We start from the raw sequence: 17,113 nt of genomic DNA, 5'->3' as shown, positions 1-17,113 counted from the left end.
ACGCAGGTAAGCCTTACCTAACCTGGACTTTCTCGCCCACGGTCGGCGCGGCGGCCCCGCGTGGCAGCAGCAGCACCGGGCACGGCGCGGCGCGGACGATCTTGCCGGAGCTCTCCCCCAGGAAGACCTTGCGCAGCGGGCCCTCGTGGCTGGACAGGCACGCGAGCACCTCGCCGTGCAGCATATCGACGGTGCCGAGCGTCTTGGCGATGTCGGTACCGATGGCCGTGACCCGCTCCACCGGCGTCCCGCCGCCGAAGAGCCCGGCGGCGTAGCGCAGGTCCTCCTCGGCCTGGGCGAGCTGGCGGTCCAGCACCCCGCCCGGGACGCGGAACCTCGCGGCCAGGCCGGGCGGCCGCAGCACCAGGGTGAGCAGCCGCAGCTCGGCGCCCAGCCGCTCGGCGATCGCGGCGGCGGCCGTCAGCGGGCCGTCGGCGTCCTGGCGCCGCCAGTACGCCAGCGTCATCCGCGCGATGCGCTTCGGCGGGCGCGCCGCGTAGCCGCGCGGGGCCAGCATGACCGGGACGGGCGAGCCGTGCAGCAGCTGGTCGGCGGTGCTGCCGATCGCGACCCGGCCGCGCCGCCCGCGCGGCGCCGAGCCTGCCACGATGAGGTCGGCGCCCACGTCCCCCGCCACCTGGATGAGGCCGCGCCCGCTGCTCCGGTGGGCGTGGACGCGCAGCGCGACGTCCCGCTCCGGGACGCCCAGCTCCCCGAGCCGCGCGGCGGCCCGGGCGAGCGCCTCGTCCGCCTGGCCCTTGAGGTAGGCGACCCATTCCGCGTCCACCGCGCCCGGGCCGGGAGTCGGCCAGGGCGGCGGATGGACGTGCACGGCCGTCAGCGGCGCCTTCATCGTCCGGACGAGCAGGGCGGCCAGCGCGAGCGCGTCGTCGCCGCGCTCGCCGGGCGCGTAGCCGACCAGTACCCGCATTCCGCCGGTGTCGTTCCCCTTCACATCGTTCACGGCGTCCCCCTTCCCCCGGATCCGCCCGCCAGGCGTGAATGGCGGCGGCCGTACAGGAAGTAGGCGGCCAGCCCGGCCAGGCACCACAGCGTGAACACCACCCAGGTGACTCCGCCGAGGCCGACCATCAGGTACACGCAGAAGGCGACGCCGAGCAGCGGGGTCACGGGGAAGAACGGGGTCCGGAAGCTGCGCGGCAGATCGGGCCGGGTGCGGCGCAGGACGATGACGCCGACGCTGACCAGCGCGAACGCGAACAGGGTCCCGATGCTGGTGGCGTCCACGAGCCGGCCGAGCGGGATCACCGCGGCGAGGACGCCGATGAAGACCGCCACGATGACCGTGTTGGCGACGGGCACGCGGCGGCTGGGGCTGACCCGCTGGAAGACGTCCGGGACGAGCCCGTCCCGCGACATCGCGAACAAGATGCGTGTCTGCCCGTACATGACGGTGAGGACGACGCTGGCGATGGCGATCACCGCGCCGAGGGCGAGGATCATCGAGGGCCACGACTTCCCGGTCGCCACGTCCAGGACCTCCGCCAGGGACGCCTCCGCGCCGCTGATCGCGAACCTCTCCCAGTGCATCGCGGCGACGGCGGCGAGCCCGACCAGCACGTAGAGGACGGTGACGATGATCAGCGACACGATGATCGCGAGCGGCAGGTCGCGGCGGGGGTTCTTCGCCTCCTCGCCCGCGGTGGACGCGGCGTCGAAGCCGATGTAGGAGAAGAACACCTTGCCGCCCGCGGCGCTGATGCCGGCCCAGCCCATCGGCGTGAACGCGCTGAGGTTCCCGGCCTTGAACGCGGTGAAGGCGACCGCGCAGAAGAACAGCAGCACGGCGATCTTGAGGAACACCATGATCGTGTTGGCGGTGGCGCTCTCGGACGTGCCGCGCAGCAGGAGCATCGTGGCGATCAGCACCACGACCACCGCGGGGATGTTGACCAGGCCGCCGTCGCCGGGCGGATTGCTGATCTGCGCGGGGATCGTGAAGCCGAACGCGGAGTCGAAGAACGCGTTGAGGTAGGAGCCCCAGCCGACCGCGACGGCCGACACCGACACCGCGTACTCCAGCAGCAGGCACCAGCCGCAGACCCAGGCGACCAGCTCGCCGAGCGTCGCGTAGGCGTAGGAGTAGGACGAGCCGGACACCGGGATCGTCCCGGCCAGCTCGGCGTAGGACAGCGCCGAGAACAGCGCGGTGACGGCGGCGAGGACGAACGACAGCACGACCGCCGGGCCGGCCAGCGGCACCGCCTCGCCGAGGACGACGAAGATGCCGGTGCCGAGGGTCGCGCCGACGCTGAAGAAGGTGAGCTGCAGCAGGCTCATCGAGCGCTTCAGCTCGCCGCCCTCGCCCTGCCCGCCCTCGGCGACGATCCGGTCGACCGGCTTGGTGCGCAGCAGGCTGCGCGCGAAGGCCGCCCCCGCTGTCACAGGGTGCTCTCCAGCGGCCAGGTGGCGTTAGGGGTGACGATCGTCCCGGCGGTGCCCGCCAGGATCTCCACGCAGTGGTCGAGCAGCCCGATCGCGGCCATGTCGCCGGTCCGCTCCACGAAGCCCGCGACCGCCTCGACCTTGGGTCCCATCGACCCGGCGGGGAAGTCCTCCGCCCGCAGCTCGTGCGGGGTCGTGTGGACGATCTCCTCCTGCTCCGGCGTGCCGAAGTTCCGCATCACCCGGGGCACGTCGGTGAGGATGAGCAGCGCGTCCGCGTCCATGCTCTCCGCCAGGAGGGACGCGGTGAGGTCCTTGTCGATCACCGCCTCGACGCCCTCCAGCCGCCCGACGTCGTTGCGGAACACCGGGATGCCGCCGCCGCCCGCGCAGACCACGACCGTCCCGAGCCGGACCAGCTCCCTGATCAGCCGCGTCTCGATGACCCGCTGCGGGCGCGGGGACGGCACCACCCGGCGCCACATCTCCCCGTCCCGCCGGATCGTCCAGCCGTACTCGCCGGCCAGCTTCTCGGCGTCCTCGCGGTCGTAGACCTGGCCGACGAACTTGGTCGGGTTCTCGAACGCCGGGTCCACCGCCGACACCAGCGTCTGGTTGATCATGGCCATCACCTGGCGGCCGGGCAGCGCGTTCTGCAGCGCCTGCAGCATCCAGTAGCCGATCATCCCCTGGGTCTCGGCGCCGATCGTGTCCAGCGGGTAGGGCCGGGTCAGGTTCGGGTCGTTGACGCTCTCCAGCGACAGCACGCCGACCTGCGGCCCGTTCCCGTGCGTGATGATCAGCTCGTGCTTCTCGGCGAGCGGCGCCAGCGCCCGCACCGCCCGGTCGACGTTGTGGCGCTGCGGCCCGGCGTCGGGCGTCTCCCCCCGCTTGACCAGCGCGTTCCCCCCGAGCGCGACGACCACGCGCATCCGTCCCCCCTCACCCGCCCGGCCGGCCGAGCGTCGCGACCATGACCGCCTTGATGGTGTGCATCCGGTTCTCGGCCTCATCGAAGACGATGGAGGCGGCGGACTCGAACACCTCGTCGGTGACCTCCAGCGCCTCCAGGCCGGTCTTCCGGTAGATCTCCTCCCCCACTGTGGTCCCCCTGTCGTGGAAGGCGGGGAGGCAATGCATGAACTTGGCGTCCGGATTGCCGGTGGCCCGCATGACCTGGGCGTTGACTTGGTAGGGCTTGAGCAGCGCTATGCGCTCGTCCCATACCTCCTTGGGCTCGCCCATCGACACCCACACGTCGGTCATGACGAAGTCGGCGCCCCGCACGCCCTCGGCGACGTCCTCGGTGAGGGTGATGTCCGCGCCGGTCGTGGCCGCCACCTTCCCGGACGGCTGGACGACCGTCTCCTCGTCCGGCCACAGGGTGCGCGGCGCGACGATCCGCACGTTCATGCCGAGGAGCGCGCCAGTGGCCACGTAGGAGTGGCCCATGTTGTTGCGTGCGTCGCCCAGGTACGCGTACGTGACGTCCTGCAGAGGCTTGCCGCTGTGCTCGCGCATGGTGAGCACGTCGGCGAGCATCTGCGTGGGATGCCATTCGTCGGTCAGCCCGTTCCACACGGGGACGCCCGCGTACTCGGCGAGTTCCTCCACGAGCCTTTGACTCGAACCCCGGTACTCGATGCCGTCGTACATCCGTCCAAGGACGCGGGCCGTGTCCTTCATCGACTCCTTGTGGCCGATCTGCGTCCCGGCCGGGTCGAGGTAGGACACGTGGGCGCCCTGGTCGTGCGCGGCGACCTCGAACGCGCAGCGCGTCCGAGTCGACGTCTTCTCGAAGATCAGCGCGATGTTCTTTCCGGTCAGGGCCCGCCGCTCCGTCCCGGCGTCCTTGGCGGCCTTCAGCTCGGCCGCGAGATCGATGAGGAACCCGAACTCCTCCGGCGTGAAGTCGAGTTCCCTGAGCAGGCTGCGGCCGCGAAGGTCCAGCGCCATGTCGTCTCCCGGGTCTCGTGGTCGTCAGGCGTCCCGCACGAGCGGGCAGGTCATGCAGCGCGGTCCGCCCCGCCCACGGCCCAGCTCGCTGCCGCGGATGGTGATGACCTCGATCCCGTTCCGGCTGAGATGGTTGTTGCTCGTCGCGTTGCGCTCGTAGGCGACGACGACCCCCGGCGCGACGGCCAGGACGTTCGCGCCGTCGTCCCACTGCTCGCGCTCGGCGGCGAACACGTCCTGCGTCGGGACGAGCACCTTGACGCCGTCCAGGCCGAGCGCCGCCGCGATCGCCCGGTGCATGTCCTCCGGCGGGTGATCGGTGATCTTCAGTTCCTTCTCGGTGTCGCCCGGCTCGATGGTGTGGGACGGCAGCATGCCCATCCCCGCGTAGGCGGTGAACACGCCGTGGTCGACCATCGTCATGACGGTGTCCAGGTGCATGAACGCCCGCTTGTGCGGCATGCGCAGCGCGACGATCCGGCCGCACGACCCGGCGGCGAACAGCGACTGCGCGAGCATCTCGACGGCCTGCGGCTGCGTCCGCTCGCTCATCCCGACCAGCACGGCGCCGTTCCCGATGACCAGGACGTCGCCGCCCTCCAGCGTCGCCGGGGCCATCTCCATGCCGCGGTTCCAGACGTGGAAGCCGCCGGTGGCACGCCGGTCGTAACCGTCGGCGAACAGCGGATGCCAGCGGTAGATCGCCTCCATGTTGACGGTCTCGCGCATCCGCGCCTTCTTGCGCATCGTGTTGATCGACACGCCGTCGTAGATCCAGCAGGAGGTGTCGCGGGTGAACAGGTGGTTGGGCAGCGGCGGCAGGACGAAACCGTCCAGGTCGAGGGAGTGGAACGCGATCGACGCCGGCTCGGGCATCCGCTCCAGGATCTCCCGCTTGGTGATGCCGCCGATGAGGTAGGAGCCCAGCTCCGCCGCGTCCATGGCGTCGAAGCAGTTGCGGATCGCGTCGACGGCGAGCGGGCCGTACCAGTGCGGGTCCACGACGGCGTCGAGGATGTGCACCCGCGCCTCGGGGTTGCCGACCGTCTCGACCAGCAGGTCGGTCAGAAGGTGCGTCCGGACGCCCTCCGCCCGCAGCACGTCCTCGAACTCCTCGTGCTCCTCCACCGCCCGCCTGACCCAGAGAACGTCGTCGAACAGCAGCCCCGCCGCGTTGGAGGGGGTCAGCCGCTTCAACGACAGCTCCGGCCGGTGCAGCAGCACCTCCCGGAGCCGGCCGGCCTCCGAATCGACGTGGAACGGCATCCCCCACCTCCTCGGGGACCCGGCCACGGTGCCGCACGACCCCAGCTCACCGGGGACGGCCCGGCGACAGGTCCGGAATTCCCCGGGGCCCGGCGGGCGAAACTAGATCGACTTCCACCCGGAGGCTTTGCCGGACCTTCACCCGGCCCCGCGGCGGGACCCCGCGCGCAGCTGTCCGGGCCCGGACCTAAACTCGTCAGCATGACACCCCCCGGAGGCGGCGGCCGAGACGGCGCGGTCGAGCTGCACTCTCTCGTGAAGCGCTACGGCTCCGCCACGGCGGTCGACGGCCTCTCCTTCCGCGCCGCCCGGGGCGCGGTGACCGCGCTGCTCGGCCCGAACGGCGCGGGCAAGACGACCACGATCGAGATCTGCGAGGGGTTCCGGCGGGCCGATTCCGGCACCGTCCGCGTCCTCGGCCTCGACCCGGTCGCGGACGCCCGGGCGCTGAAGCCGCGGGTGGGCGTGATGCCGCAGTCCGGCGGCGTCCCGGGCACCGCCCGCGCCGGGGAGTTCCTCAAGCTGGTCGCCTCGTTCCACGCCACGCCGCTCGATCCCGCGGCCCTGCTGGAGCGGCTCGGCCTCACCGGGCACGCCCGCACCCCGTTCCGCCGCATGTCGGGCGGGCAGCAGCAGCGGCTCTCCCTCGCCGTCGCCATCGTCGGGCGGCCCGAGCTGGTCTTCCTGGACGAGCCCACCACCGGGCTCGACCCGCAGGCCAGGCACGCCACCTGGGAGCTGATCGAGGAGCTGCGCGCCGCAGGGGTGTCGGTGGTCCTCACCACCCACAACATGGAGGAGGCCGAACGCCTCTCCGACCGCGTCGTCATCGTCGACCACGGCAAGGTCGTCGCCGAGGGCGCCCCCGAGGAGCTGACCGGCGCCGAACGGCAGCTGCGGTTCCGCGCCCGGCCCGGCCTCGGCCTGGACGAGCTGCTCGCGGCGCTGCCGGCCGGCAGCGCCGCCAAGGAGTCGCCCGCCGGGCACTACCTGATCGAGGCGGACGTGCGGCCCGAGCTGCTCGCCACCGTCACCGCCTGGTGCGCCTCGCACGGCGTCCTGACCGAGGACCTGCGGATCGAGCGCCGCACCCTCGAGGACGTCTTCCTCGAACTGACCGGACGGGAGCTGCGGTCATGACCGCCCCACTGGACCTGTCCCCGGCCCCCGGGGCCGTGCCGCTGCCGCGGATGATCGTGTCGCAGGCCGGCTACGAGTTCCGCACCGTGCTGCGCAACGGCGAGCAGCTGCTGCTCACGCTGATCATCCCGGTGGTGCTGCTCGTCCTGTTCAGCGCCACCTCGCTGCTGGACCTCGGCGCCGGCCGCCGGGTCGACTTCCTCACACCCGGCATCCTCGCCCTCGCGGTGATGTCGACGGCGTTCACCGGCCAGGCGATCGGGACCGGGTTCGAGCGGCGCTACGGCGTCCTCAAGCGGCTCGGCGCCACCCCGCTGCCGCGCGCCGGGCTGATCGGCGCCAAGACCGCCAGCGTGCTCGCGGTCGAGGCGGTGCAGGCCGCGGTGATCTGCGCGGTGGCGCTGGCGCTCGGCTGGCAGCCGCACGGCGACCCCGCCTCGGTGCTCGTCCTGCTGCTGCTCGGCACCGCCGCGTTCTCCGGGTTCGGGCTGCTCATGGCCGGGACGATGCGCGCCGAGGCCGCCCTCGCCGGCGCGAACCTCGTCTACATCCTGCTGCTGGCCGTCGGCGGCGTCGTCTTCCCGCTCGACAAGTTCCCCGGCCCGGTGCGGGACGCCCTGGAACTGCTGCCGATCTCGGCGCTGGCGGGCGGGCTGCGCGACGTCCTGCGGGACGGCGCCGCGTTCCCCGCGCAGCCGCTGGTCGTCCTCGCGGTGTGGGCCGTCGCCGGCCTCGTCCTCGCCGCCCGCTTCTTCCGGTGGGAGTGACGCGTGGCGCTCGCTGACGCGCCCGGCGGCGCGTCGCGGGCGGCCGGACGCGCCCGGCCGGCGGCGCGGATGCTGTCGCTCGGATCGGTGCCGCCGCCCGCGCTGATCTTCCTCGGCATCGTCTCCGTGCAGGTCGGCGCCGGCCTGGCCAAGCACCTGTTCGACCGGCTGCCGCCGACCGCCGTCGTGTCGATCCGGCTGCTGGCCTCCGCGCTCGTGCTGGGCTTCCTGGCCCGCAGGGCGCTGCGGACCGTGCTGCGCGACCACTCCTGGACGAGCCTCGCCGTCGTCGCCGGGTACGGGATCTCGCTCGCCGGGATGAACTTCGCGTTCTACCAGTCGCTGTCGCGGATCCCGCTGGGCGTGGCGGTGACCATCGAGTTCCTCGGCCCGCTGTCGGTCGCCATCGCCGGCTCCCGCCGCCCCCGCGACGTGCTGTGGGTCGCGCTCGCCGGCGCGGGCGTGGTCATGCTCGCCCGGGGAAACGGCGACATCGACCTCCTCGGCATCGTCTTCGCGCTGCTCGCCGCGGTCGGCTGGGCGTCCTACATCCTGCTCACCGCCGCCACCGGGCGGCGCATCCCCGGCACGACGGGGCTGGCCCTGGCCAGCATCATCGGGACCCTGGTGATGCTGCCGGGCGGCATCGCGACCGGCGTCGCCGCCGGCGGCGGCGCCCTCCTCGACCCGGTGCTGCTGCTGATCGGGCTCGGCGTCGGCCTGCTGTCGTCGGTGATCCCGTACTCGCTGGAGCTGGAGGCGCTGCGCCGAGTGCCCGCCCGGGTCTTCGGGATCCTGATGAGCCTGGAGCCCGCCGTCGCCGCGCTCGTCGGCGTGGTGGTGCTCGGCGAGATCCTCAGCGGACGCCAGTGGGTCGCGATCGGCTGCGTCATCGTCGCCTGCGCCGGCGCCACGCGGGGCCAGAAGGAACCGGTGGAGGCACCCGAGGCGTAACTGGCGGCCGATGTGGCAGCGTGGAAGGATCGCGATGTACGGGTCGTCCAGCGTGGGGAGAGGAGCCGCCGTGATCGGCCGGACCGAGGACCAGGGGATCCCGCCCGAGCTCTTCGAGGCGGGGCCGGCGTCGTTCGTCGACTTCCTGCGCCTGCACTCCCCCGAGCTGCTCCCGGTCAACCGGGTGCCGGAGGGCGACGCCCCGGAGCTGCCGCACGGCACGACCGTCCTGGCGCTGACGTTCCCGGGCGGGGTCATGATGGCCGGCGACCGGCGCGCCACCCAGGGCAACCGCATCGCCTACCGGCAGCTGGACAAGGTCCAGCGCGCCGACGAGTACTCCGCCGTCGCGTTCGCGGGGACGGTCGGGCTGGCGCTGGAGATGGTCCGGCTGTTCCAGGTCGAGCTGGAGCACTACGAGAAGATGGAGACCGTCCCGCTGTCGCTGCCGGGCAAGGCCCGCCGGCTGGGCGCGGTCATCCAGGCGAACCTCGCCCAGGCGCTGCAGGGCCTCGCGGTCGTCCCGCTGTTCACCGGGTACGACCCGGACGCGGGCGAGGGCCGGATCTACACCTACGACATCACCGGCGCCCCGCAGGAGGCCCGCGAGTTCCACGCGGACGGGTCCGGCTCCCCCTACGCGATGGGCGCGCTGAAGAAGCTCTACCGGCGGGACCTGTCCGTGGAGGACGCCGCCACCGTGTGCGTCCAGGCCCTCTACGACGCGGCCGACGACGACACCGCCACGGGCGGGCCCGACCCGGCGCGGCGCATCTACCCGACGGTCGCGGTCGTCACCGGGGACGGCTACCGCCGCCTCCCCGAGGACGAGGTGTCCGCGATCGCCGCGGCGGTCATGCGCGCCCGGATGGACAACCCGAACGGCCCCACCGCACCCCTGCGCTGATCACGGGTAACGTCGTACCCGGCTTCTAGACTCGCCGTATGGCACGCGCGAACGACGAGGCCGCAGCCCTCATCCAGGAACTGGCCGACCTGCTGTCCATCACCGGCGGGGACGCCTTCAAGATCAGGGCGTACGAGAAGGCCGCGCGGGCGATCGCCGGGCACCCCGACGACATCGCCGGCCTCGACCTGGCCGGGCTCCGCAAGATCCCGGCGGTGGGCGACGCGATCGCCAGGAAGGTCCTCGACTACAACACCACCGGCACGATCCGGCAGGTGGAGGAGCTGCGCACCCAGATCCCCGCCGGCGTCCGCGCGCTCACCGCCATTCCGACGCTCGGCCCGAAGAAGGCCCTCGCCGTCTACACCGAGCTCGGGATCTCCTCGGTGGACGAGCTGGCCGCCGCCATCAAGGAGGGCCGCCTGCGCGGCCTCAAGGGCTTCGGCGCCAAGACCGAGGAGAACATCCTCCGCGGCATCGAGCTGATGCGGAGCTCCGGTGAGCGCGTCCTGGTCGACGCCGCCGCGACGGCCGCCGACGAGATCGTCGCCGCCCTGTCGGAGCTTCCGCAGGTGGAGCGCTGCGCCCACGCCGGGTCGCTGCGCCGGATGCGCGAGACGATCGGCGACGTGGACGTCCTCGCCGCGTCCCGCGACCCGCGTCCGATCATGGAGGCGTTCACGGCGCTGCCGTTCGTCGCGGAGGTCATCGCGGGCGGCGACAAGAAGACCTCGATCCGCACCGCCAAGGGGCTGCAGGTCGATCTGCGGGTGGTCCCGCCCGAGTCGTGGGGCGCCGCGCTGCAGTACTTCACCGGCTCGCAGGCGCACAACATCCGCACCCGCGAGATCGCCGTGAAGGCGGGTCTCAAGCTGTCGGAGTACGGCCTGTTCGACGCCGAGTCGAACGAGCTGATCGTGTCGGAGACCGAGGAGGAGGTCTACGAGCGCCTCGGCCTGCCCTGGGTCCACCCGGCGCTCCGCGAGGACACCGGCGAGATCGAGGCGGCCCTCAGGGACGAGCTGCCCCGGCTCGTCACCGCCCGGGACCTGCGCGGCGACCTGCACAGCCACACCGACCTGACCGACGGCGTCGCGTCGCTCGCGGACATGGTCGCCGCCGCGCACGCCCGCGGCCTGGAGTACTACGCGATCACCGACCACGCGCCGAACCTGGTCATGCAGCGGATGACGGACGAGAAGATGCTCGCCCAGCGCGCCGAGGTCGCCGAACTCCAGAAGAGCTACCCCGACCTGGTCCTGCTCCACGGCACCGAGCTCAACATCGACCCCGACGGCGGCGTCGACTGGGACGCCGCCTTCCTCTCCGGCTTCGACGTCTGCGTCGCGTCCGTCCACTCCCACTTCACCCAGGACCGGGACGCCATGACCCGCCGCCTGGTCCGCGCCTGCGAGAACCCGCACGTGCACGTCATCGGCCATCCCACCGCCCGCAGCATCGGCCGCCGCCCGCCGGTGGACGCCGACTGGGACGAGGTGTTCCGCGCCGCCGCCCGCACCGGCACCGCCATGGAGATCGACTCGTTCCCCGACCGCCTCGACCTGCCCGCCGACCTGATCCGCCGCGCGAAGCGGCTCGGCGTGAAGTTCTCCATCGACACCGACGCGCACTCCCTCGGCCACCACCGCAACATCCGCTACGGCGTGGGCACCGCCCAGCGCGGCTGGCTGACCCCCGACGACGTCATCAACACCTGGCCCCTCGGCCGCCTCCGCGAGTTCATCCGGTCGGACTGACCGCCGCGGACGCTCCCGTCAGACGGGCTGGGGGGCCTCCGCCTGGGTGGGCGCCGCCGGGGCCGGTCCCGCCGCGGGGACGGGGCCGCGGGTGCGGAGGGCGAAGAAGAGGCGGAACGCCGCGATCCACATCAGGACCGAGCCGAGCATGTGCAGGAGCACCAGCCCGGCGGGGACGCCCAGGAAGTACTGGGTGTAGCCGATGGCGCCCTGGACCACGATCAGTCCGGCCAGCTCCAGCGCGCGCCGTTTCGCGGCGGCCGGGGCGCCCGTCCGGTAGAGGACGATGATGACGGCCGCGGTCAGGGCGATGGTGAGCCAGGCCAGTTCGCCGTGGATGCGGGCGACGTCGGTGATGTTGAAGCCGTACCGGCGGGAGTCGGCGTCCCCCGCGTGCGGGCCGGTGCCGGTGACGACCGTGCCCGCGACGAGGACGGCGGCGGACGACACCAGCAGCGCGGCGGCGAGGCCGCGCGTCCACGGGCCGGCGAGGCGGCGCGGCGGGGCGTCGCCCTCGCCCGCGCGGACCCACAGCGCCACGCAGAAGACGAGCAGCGCCGGTGAGACGAGGAAGTGCAGCGACACGGCCGCCGGGTGCAGCTTGGTGAGGACCACGATGCCGCCGATGACCGCCTGCGCGACCACGCTCATCGGCTGCGCCAGCGCCCACCAGACCAGCTCCTTGCGGCGCGGGCGCAGCCGCAGCGCCGCGATGAACACCAGGATGCCGATGCCCAGCACCAGGAAGGTGATCATCCGGTTGCCGAACTCGATCGACATGTTCAGCAGGTGGTGCTCGGGGGTGTGGGTGGGGACGAGGCTGTCGCCGGTGCACCGCGGCCATTCGGGGCAGCCGAGCCCGGACTTGGTGACGCGGACGGCGCCGCCGCTGATGACGATCAGGACGTTGCCGATGACGCCGAGGAGCGCGAGCAGCCGCAGCGATCCGGGGGTCGGACGCCACACGGCGTTCCAGGTCCGGACCAGGGGATTGGAGGACTGTCGCTCTGCCACGGCATCAATCGTATGGCCGGGTTCCCGTGCCCTTGACCCGCCCCCCGGTTATGTGCCGTAGGGCCCGGGCGGCCGCGGCGGCAGGAACCCGGACGGGCCCTGCCCGGCCCACGGCGGGCCCGCCGGCCAGTTCGCGCCGGGGCGCGGCGGGGTGCGCAGGAACGCCTGCCTGGCCAGGGACATCAGCTCCAGCAGCGAGTCGCGCCGGGTGACGAACCAGCGCTGGTCGGCCACGCCCCGGTCGGCGCGCTTGTGCAGCAGCGCCAGCTCGGTCGCGGCGAGCTGGTAGTCGGTCATGGCGCGGCCGGCGGGCGGGCCGCCCACGGACCGGGCCCAGCGGCGGGCGGCCCGGCGGGACGGGAGGGAGCGCAGCATCCGCACGTCCTGCGGCGTCACCAGGCCCGTCCCGGCGTACATCGGCAGGTACGCCTCGATGCGCCGGACGGTGCCGCGCCGCTCCACGAAGACGATGACGATCAGCGCGACCAGGACGCAGAAGTCCAGCAGGTAGACGATGCCGAGGCCGGCGAGGCCGAACGCGCCCGCCGAGCCGTTCCACAGCCCGTGCAGGACCATCGCGCCGAGCAGCCCGGCCAGTGGCGCGATGATCTGCCCGCGCCGGTGCGTGGCGGCGTAGGCGACGCCGAGGCCGGTCATGGAGGTGAACAGCGGGTGGCTGAGCGGCGCGATGAGGCCGCGCAGGATGAACACCGCCTGCAGCTGCTGGGTGCCGCCGTCCTCGAACGCCCGCATGTAGTAGGTGATGTTCTCCATCATCGCGAAGCCGAGTCCGACCATGCAGGCGTAGATGATGCCGTCGGCGAACCCGTCGATCTCGTTGCGGCGGAACCAGAGCAGGCCGAACAGGACGGCGCCCTTCAGCGTCTCCTCGATGATCGGCGCGCCGAACGTGGCGCTGACGAAGTGGCCCTCGGTCTCGCCGAAGATGGGCACGGTCACGTACAGGAGCCCGGCGGTGTTGAGGACGAGCGCGCCGAGCACGGCGATGCCCGCGCCCCACATGAACGAGAACGCGAGGGCGCGCGGCGGTTCGGGCTCCAGCCGGTCCAGGGTGAGCGCGAGGGCGACCAGCACCGGGATGGGGAGGATGGCGAGCAGCACGCCGACCCAGAAGCCCGCTCCGCCGAGCGCGGCGTCGGTGCCGAACGCGATCAGGATGCAGAGCCCGGACACGGTCATGCCGACGATGAGGCCGACCGGGGGTCTGCCCGGAACGCGGCCTTCGAGCACCGCCTTCGGATCCATGCGCGCCATGACGTGAGCGTAACGGGACCCCGGGCGTAACGCTAAGCCGGGCGCTCACCGACGGTGACCGCCCGGCTTCAGTGCTCAGTGCAGGAGCGGGTCGACCGCGACGGCGGTGAACAGCAGCGCCAGGTACACGTTGGAGAGGTGGAAGAACCGCATCGGCCGCAGGTGGACGCCGGTCACCCCGGCGCGCACCGCCTTCAGCAGCCGGTGGCCCTCCGCGAGGAACACCAGGCCGAGCACGACCGCCACGGCCCCGTACACCGGGCTCATCCCGGCGACCGGCCACAGCGCCAGCGAGCACACGACGGTGGCGTAGGTGTAGGCGAGGCTCTCGGTGACGACGCGGCGCTCGGACGCGACGACCGGCAGCATCGGGACCTTGGCGACGGCGTAGTCCTCGCGGTAGCGCATCGCGAGCGTCCACGTGTGCGGCGGCGTCCACAGGAACACCACCATGAACAGCACGAGCGGCGTCCACGCCACGGACCCGGTGATCGCGGCCCAGCCGATGAGGACGGGCATGCATCCGGCGATGCCGCCCCACACGACGTTCTGCGAGGTGCGCCGCTTGAGCAGCAGCGAGTACACGAAGACGTAGAACAGGATCGCGAACAGCGACCCGGCCGCGGCGATGGCGTTCACCGTGAGCAGGAACCCGGCCGTGGACAGCACGGCGAGCGTCACCCCGAAGATGAGGGCGCGGGCCGGGGAGACCTGGTGGCGGGCCAGCGGGCGGCGCCGGGTGCGGCGCATCTTGGCGTCGATGTCGCGGTCGATGTAGCAGTTGATCGCGTTGGCGGAGCCGGCGGACATGGTCCCGAACGCCAGCGTGAGCAGCACGGTGGACAGCGGCGGGAGGCCGTCGGCCGCGAGGAACATCACCGGGATGGTGGTGATCAACAGCAGTTCGATGACGCGCGGCTTGGTCAGCGCCACGTAGGCGCGCAGACTCGCGCCCACCGTCCGGCGGGCGGCGCTGTCGGCGGGTTCCGGCACGAGGGCCGGCACGAGCGCCCGCTCTTCGAGCTCGATCCCGCGCTTATTACTGAGCACCGTCACAATCGGTCCACGTCCAACTAGGGATGAGAAATCGGTCCACCTCGGCGGTGCCCCCGTGTTCCGGGCCGGCCTCGGATCGGTGCGACTTCGGCTTGGTCTTGTTGCCGCGGCCACTGGCCGTCAGCCGCGCAATCACTGTAGTCCGCCCCCTCCGGGGGTCGCGCACCGGGTCGCCCGACGCGCCGGAACGGCGCCGGCCCCGCCCGCCGCGCGTCCGGATCCCCCGCGGGATCACCCGTGCGGGGGGGTTAGCCCGCGGGACGTACGGGCAAGGGTGCCTGAAGGCGCGAGCGGCCCGCACTCCCCGGAACGCGGCTCGTTCCGCTCAGCCTGGGGCGGCCGCCCCGCGCGATAGGCTCGCCAGGGGGCGCGGCATGATCTTCGCCCGCCGCGGACCGGGCGGCGGCACGGGGCAGGGATGCAGGCGCGCCACGACGTTGCACAGTGGTCTAACACCGGTTCGAGAGGAGCCTGGCGTTCCGTGAGCAGGGACAACAGCACATTTGAGTGGTCCGACAAGGACCGGCGCGCGGTGGACGTGATCCGCGCCCTCGCCATGGACGCGGTCGAGGAGGCCGGCTCCGGTCACCCCGGCACGGCGATGAGCCTTGCGCCCGCCGCCTACCTTCTCTTCCAGCGCTTCCTCCGGCACGACCCGACCGATCCGAACTGGGCCGGCCGGGACAGGTTCGTGCTCTCCTGCGGGCACTCCAGCCTGACCCTTTACATCCAGCTGTACATGTCGGGCTACCCGATGACGCTGGACGACCTGAAGGCGCTGCGCAAGTGGGGCAGCCTCACCCCGGGCCACCCGGAGCACGGGCACACGGCCGGGGTGGAGACGACCACGGGGCCGCTTGGGCAGGGCATCGCGAACGCGGTCGGGATGGCGATGGCGGCCCGCCGCGAGCGCGGCCTGTTCGACCCTGACGCACCGCAGGGCGAGTCCCCGTTCGACCACATGATCTGGGCGTTCGCGTCGGACGGCGACATCGAGGAGGGCATCAGCCACGAGGCGAGCGCCTTGGCTGCCCACCAGCGGCTGGGCAACCTGGTGCTGCTCTACGACGACAACAAGATCTCCATCGAGGACGACACCGCGATCGCGCTGTCGGAGGACGTGCGGGCCCGCTACGCGGCGTACGGCTGGGACGTCCACCACGTCGACTGGACCGAGAACGGCGACTACGAGGAGAACGTCGCCGCGCTCGCCGCGGCGTTCGAGGCGGCGAAGGCGGAGACCGCCCGCCCGTCGTTCATCGCGCTGCGCACGATCATCGGCTGGCCGGCGCCGAACAAGAAGAACACCGGGAAGGTCCACGGTTCGGCGCTCGGCGCCGACGAGGTCGCCGCGACCAAGCGGATCCTCGGCCTGGACCCGGCCGAGACGTTCCAGGCCCCCGCGGACGTCCTGGCGCACGCCCGCGAGGTCGCCGACCGAGGCCGCGCCGACCACGCCGAGTGGAGCAAGGCGTTCGACGCGTGGCGGTCGGCGAACCCGGAGCGGGCCTCCGAGTTCGACCGGATCTCGTCCCGCACGCCGCCGCCCGGCTGGGAGGAGGCGCTCCCGGTGTTCGAGGCCGGCAAGGACATCGCGACCCGCGCGGCGTCCGGCGAGATCCTGGCGGCGCTGGCGCCGGTGCTGCCGGAGCTGTGGGGCGGCTCGGCCGACCTCGCCGAGAGCAACAACACGACGATGAAGGGCGAGCCGTCCTTCGTCCCCGAGGAGTTCCAGACCAAGGAGTTCCCGGGCCACCGCTACGGCCGGACGCTCCACTTCGGCATCCGCGAGCACGCCATGGGCGCGATCTGCAACGGCATCGCGCTGCACGGCGGCACCCGCCCGTACGGCGGCACGTTCCTGATCTTCAGCGACTACATGCGCCCGGCCGTCCGGCTGGCGGCGCTGATGAAGCTGCCGGTCACCTACGTGTGGACGCACGACTCGATCGGCCTCGGCGAGGACGGCCCCACGCACCAGCCCGTCGAGCACCTGTGGGCGCTGCGGGCGATCCCCGGCCTGGACGTGGTCCGGCCGGCGGACGCCAACGAGACGGCGGTGGCGTGGCGGACCGTCCTCGGGCACACCGACCGGCCCGCCGGCCTCGCGCTGACCCGGCAGAAGCTGCCGACGTTCGAGCGCGGCGGCGAGCTCGCGTCCGCGGACGGCGCCGCCAAGGGCGGTTACGTGCTGGCCGACGCCGGCAACGGGCGGCCCGAGGTGATCATCATCGCGACGGGCAGCGAGGTGCAGCTCGCGCTGGACGCGCGCCGGACGCTGGAGGCCGAGGGCACCCCGACCCGCGTCGTGTCGATGCCGTGCGTGGAGTGGTTCGAGGAGCAGACCGACGCCTACCGGCAGGAGGTGCTGCCGCCCGGCGTCCGCGCCCGCGTGTCGGTCGAGGCGGGCATCGCGCTCGGCTGGCGCGGCTACGTCGGCGACGACGGCGAATCGGTGAGCCTGGAGCACTTCGGCGCGTCCGCCGACTACAAGACGCTGTTCCAGCAGTTCGGCATCACCTCCGAGCGGGTCGTCGCGGCGGCGCGGGCCAGCCTGATCAAGGTGGGCGTGCACGGCGCCGGGCGCGGCGCCACCACCGGCAACTAGGAGAGGA

Annotated in this window: 14 protein-coding genes; 6 read left to right on the top strand and 8 right to left on the bottom strand. The window is 72.6% G+C overall.

All coding sequences use genetic code 11. The annotated features are described in order from the left end of the window. Positions 1 to 13: 13 nt before the first annotated feature. The 5 genes from AL2_RS28495 to AL2_RS28475 are packed head-to-tail and all read right to left on the bottom strand — an operon-like array spanning position 14 to position 5,628. Positions 14 to 964 (bottom strand): universal stress protein, encoded by a 951-nt coding sequence (locus AL2_RS28495; RefSeq protein ID WP_245667005.1) that lies wholly within the window; start codon positions 962 to 964, stop codon positions 14 to 16. Continuing rightward, positions 961 to 2,406, bottom strand: a complete 1,446-nt coding sequence (locus AL2_RS28490; protein WP_218003718.1) for an amino acid permease — start codon at positions 2,404 to 2,406, stop codon at positions 961 to 963. Before AL2_RS28490 ends, AL2_RS28495 begins: the two co-directional genes overlap by 4 nt. Further along, a complete protein-coding gene (gene arcC / locus AL2_RS28485; RefSeq protein ID WP_067638919.1) occupies positions 2,403 to 3,338 on the bottom strand; it encodes a carbamate kinase in 936 nt (311 codons plus the stop codon). Before arcC ends, AL2_RS28490 begins: the two co-directional genes overlap by 4 nt. A gap of 10 nt (positions 3,339 to 3,348) precedes the next feature. After that, complete coding sequence (argF, locus tag AL2_RS28480) at positions 3,349 to 4,362, bottom strand: ornithine carbamoyltransferase (protein ID WP_067638917.1); 1,014 nt, start codon at positions 4,360 to 4,362, stop codon at positions 3,349 to 3,351. A 24-nt stretch (positions 4,363 to 4,386) separates the two neighbouring features. After that, on the bottom strand, positions 4,387 to 5,628 hold the full coding sequence (locus AL2_RS28475) for an arginine deiminase (protein WP_067638915.1): 1,242 nt from the start codon (positions 5,626 to 5,628) through the stop codon (positions 4,387 to 4,389). A 201-nt stretch (positions 5,629 to 5,829) separates the two neighbouring features. Here AL2_RS28475 and AL2_RS28470 point away from each other — a divergent pair, with 201 nt between their 5' ends. From AL2_RS28470 to polX, 5 genes are all read left to right on the top strand, one after another. After that, positions 5,830 to 6,768, top strand: coding sequence for an ABC transporter ATP-binding protein (locus tag AL2_RS28470; protein WP_067638913.1), 939 nt, complete (start codon positions 5,830 to 5,832; stop codon positions 6,766 to 6,768). Next, complete coding sequence (locus tag AL2_RS28465) at positions 6,765 to 7,535, top strand: ABC transporter permease (protein WP_067638911.1); 771 nt, start codon at positions 6,765 to 6,767, stop codon at positions 7,533 to 7,535. Before AL2_RS28470 ends, AL2_RS28465 begins: the two co-directional genes overlap by 4 nt. 3 nt (positions 7,536 to 7,538) lie before the next feature. Beyond that, a complete protein-coding gene (locus AL2_RS28460) occupies positions 7,539 to 8,489 on the top strand; it encodes an EamA family transporter (RefSeq protein ID WP_067638909.1) in 951 nt (316 codons plus the stop codon). Between the two features lie 70 nt (positions 8,490 to 8,559). Then, on the top strand, positions 8,560 to 9,396 hold the full coding sequence (gene prcB, locus AL2_RS28455; protein WP_067639065.1) for a proteasome subunit beta: 837 nt from the start codon (positions 8,560 to 8,562) through the stop codon (positions 9,394 to 9,396). A gap of 38 nt (positions 9,397 to 9,434) precedes the next feature. Further along, a complete protein-coding gene (gene polX, locus AL2_RS28450; RefSeq protein ID WP_067638906.1) occupies positions 9,435 to 11,153 on the top strand; it encodes a DNA polymerase/3'-5' exonuclease PolX in 1,719 nt (572 codons plus the stop codon). Between the two features lie 18 nt (positions 11,154 to 11,171). On the opposite strand, the gene AL2_RS28445 is transcribed toward polX, so the two are convergent. The 3 genes from AL2_RS28445 to AL2_RS28435 form a co-directional block, all read right to left on the bottom strand. After that, on the bottom strand, positions 11,172 to 12,167 hold the full coding sequence (locus AL2_RS28445; protein ID WP_067638905.1) for a COX15/CtaA family protein: 996 nt from the start codon (positions 12,165 to 12,167) through the stop codon (positions 11,172 to 11,174). 48 nt (positions 12,168 to 12,215) lie between these two features. Next, complete coding sequence (locus AL2_RS28440; RefSeq protein WP_067638904.1) at positions 12,216 to 13,442, bottom strand: PrsW family intramembrane metalloprotease; 1,227 nt, start codon at positions 13,440 to 13,442, stop codon at positions 12,216 to 12,218. Between the two features lie 75 nt (positions 13,443 to 13,517). Then, positions 13,518 to 14,498 carry a heme o synthase gene (locus AL2_RS28435; protein WP_083946989.1) on the bottom strand — a complete coding sequence of 327 codons (981 nt, stop codon included), beginning with the start codon at positions 14,496 to 14,498 and terminating at the stop codon, positions 13,518 to 13,520. A gap of 481 nt (positions 14,499 to 14,979) precedes the next feature. On the opposite strand from AL2_RS28435, the gene tkt reads away from it, so the two are divergent. Further along, entirely contained in the window at positions 14,980 to 17,106 is a 2,127-nt protein-coding gene (gene tkt, locus AL2_RS28430; RefSeq protein ID WP_067638903.1) for a transketolase, read from the top strand. Positions 17,107 to 17,113: the final 7 nt, after the last annotated feature.

Source organism: Actinomadura latina NBRC 106108 (genome assembly GCF_001552195.1).
In the GTDB taxonomy this organism is placed as follows: Bacteria; Actinomycetota; Actinomycetes; order Streptosporangiales; family Streptosporangiaceae; genus Spirillospora; species Spirillospora latina.
This window is presented reverse-complemented; position numbering and strand designations above follow the sequence as displayed.

Bases quoted from the DNA above. Each gene is read 5' to 3' on its own strand.
- polX (WP_067638906.1), top strand. From the start codon at position 9,435: ATGGCACGCGCGAACGACGAGGCCGCAGCCCTCATCCAGGAACTGGCC.
- arcC (WP_067638919.1), bottom strand. From the start codon at position 3,338: ATGCGCGTGGTCGTCGCGCTCGGGGGGAACGCGCTGGTCAAGCGGGGG.
- AL2_RS28475 (WP_067638915.1), bottom strand. From the start codon at position 5,628: ATGCCGTTCCACGTCGATTCGGAGGCCGGCCGGCTCCGGGAGGTGCTG.
- argF (WP_067638917.1), bottom strand. From the start codon at position 4,362: ATGGCGCTGGACCTTCGCGGCCGCAGCCTGCTCAGGGAACTCGACTTC.
- AL2_RS28470 (WP_067638913.1), top strand. From the start codon at position 5,830: ATGACACCCCCCGGAGGCGGCGGCCGAGACGGCGCGGTCGAGCTGCAC.
- AL2_RS28465 (WP_067638911.1), top strand. From the start codon at position 6,765: ATGACCGCCCCACTGGACCTGTCCCCGGCCCCCGGGGCCGTGCCGCTG.
- AL2_RS28440 (WP_067638904.1), bottom strand. From the start codon at position 13,442: ATGGCGCGCATGGATCCGAAGGCGGTGCTCGAAGGCCGCGTTCCGGGC.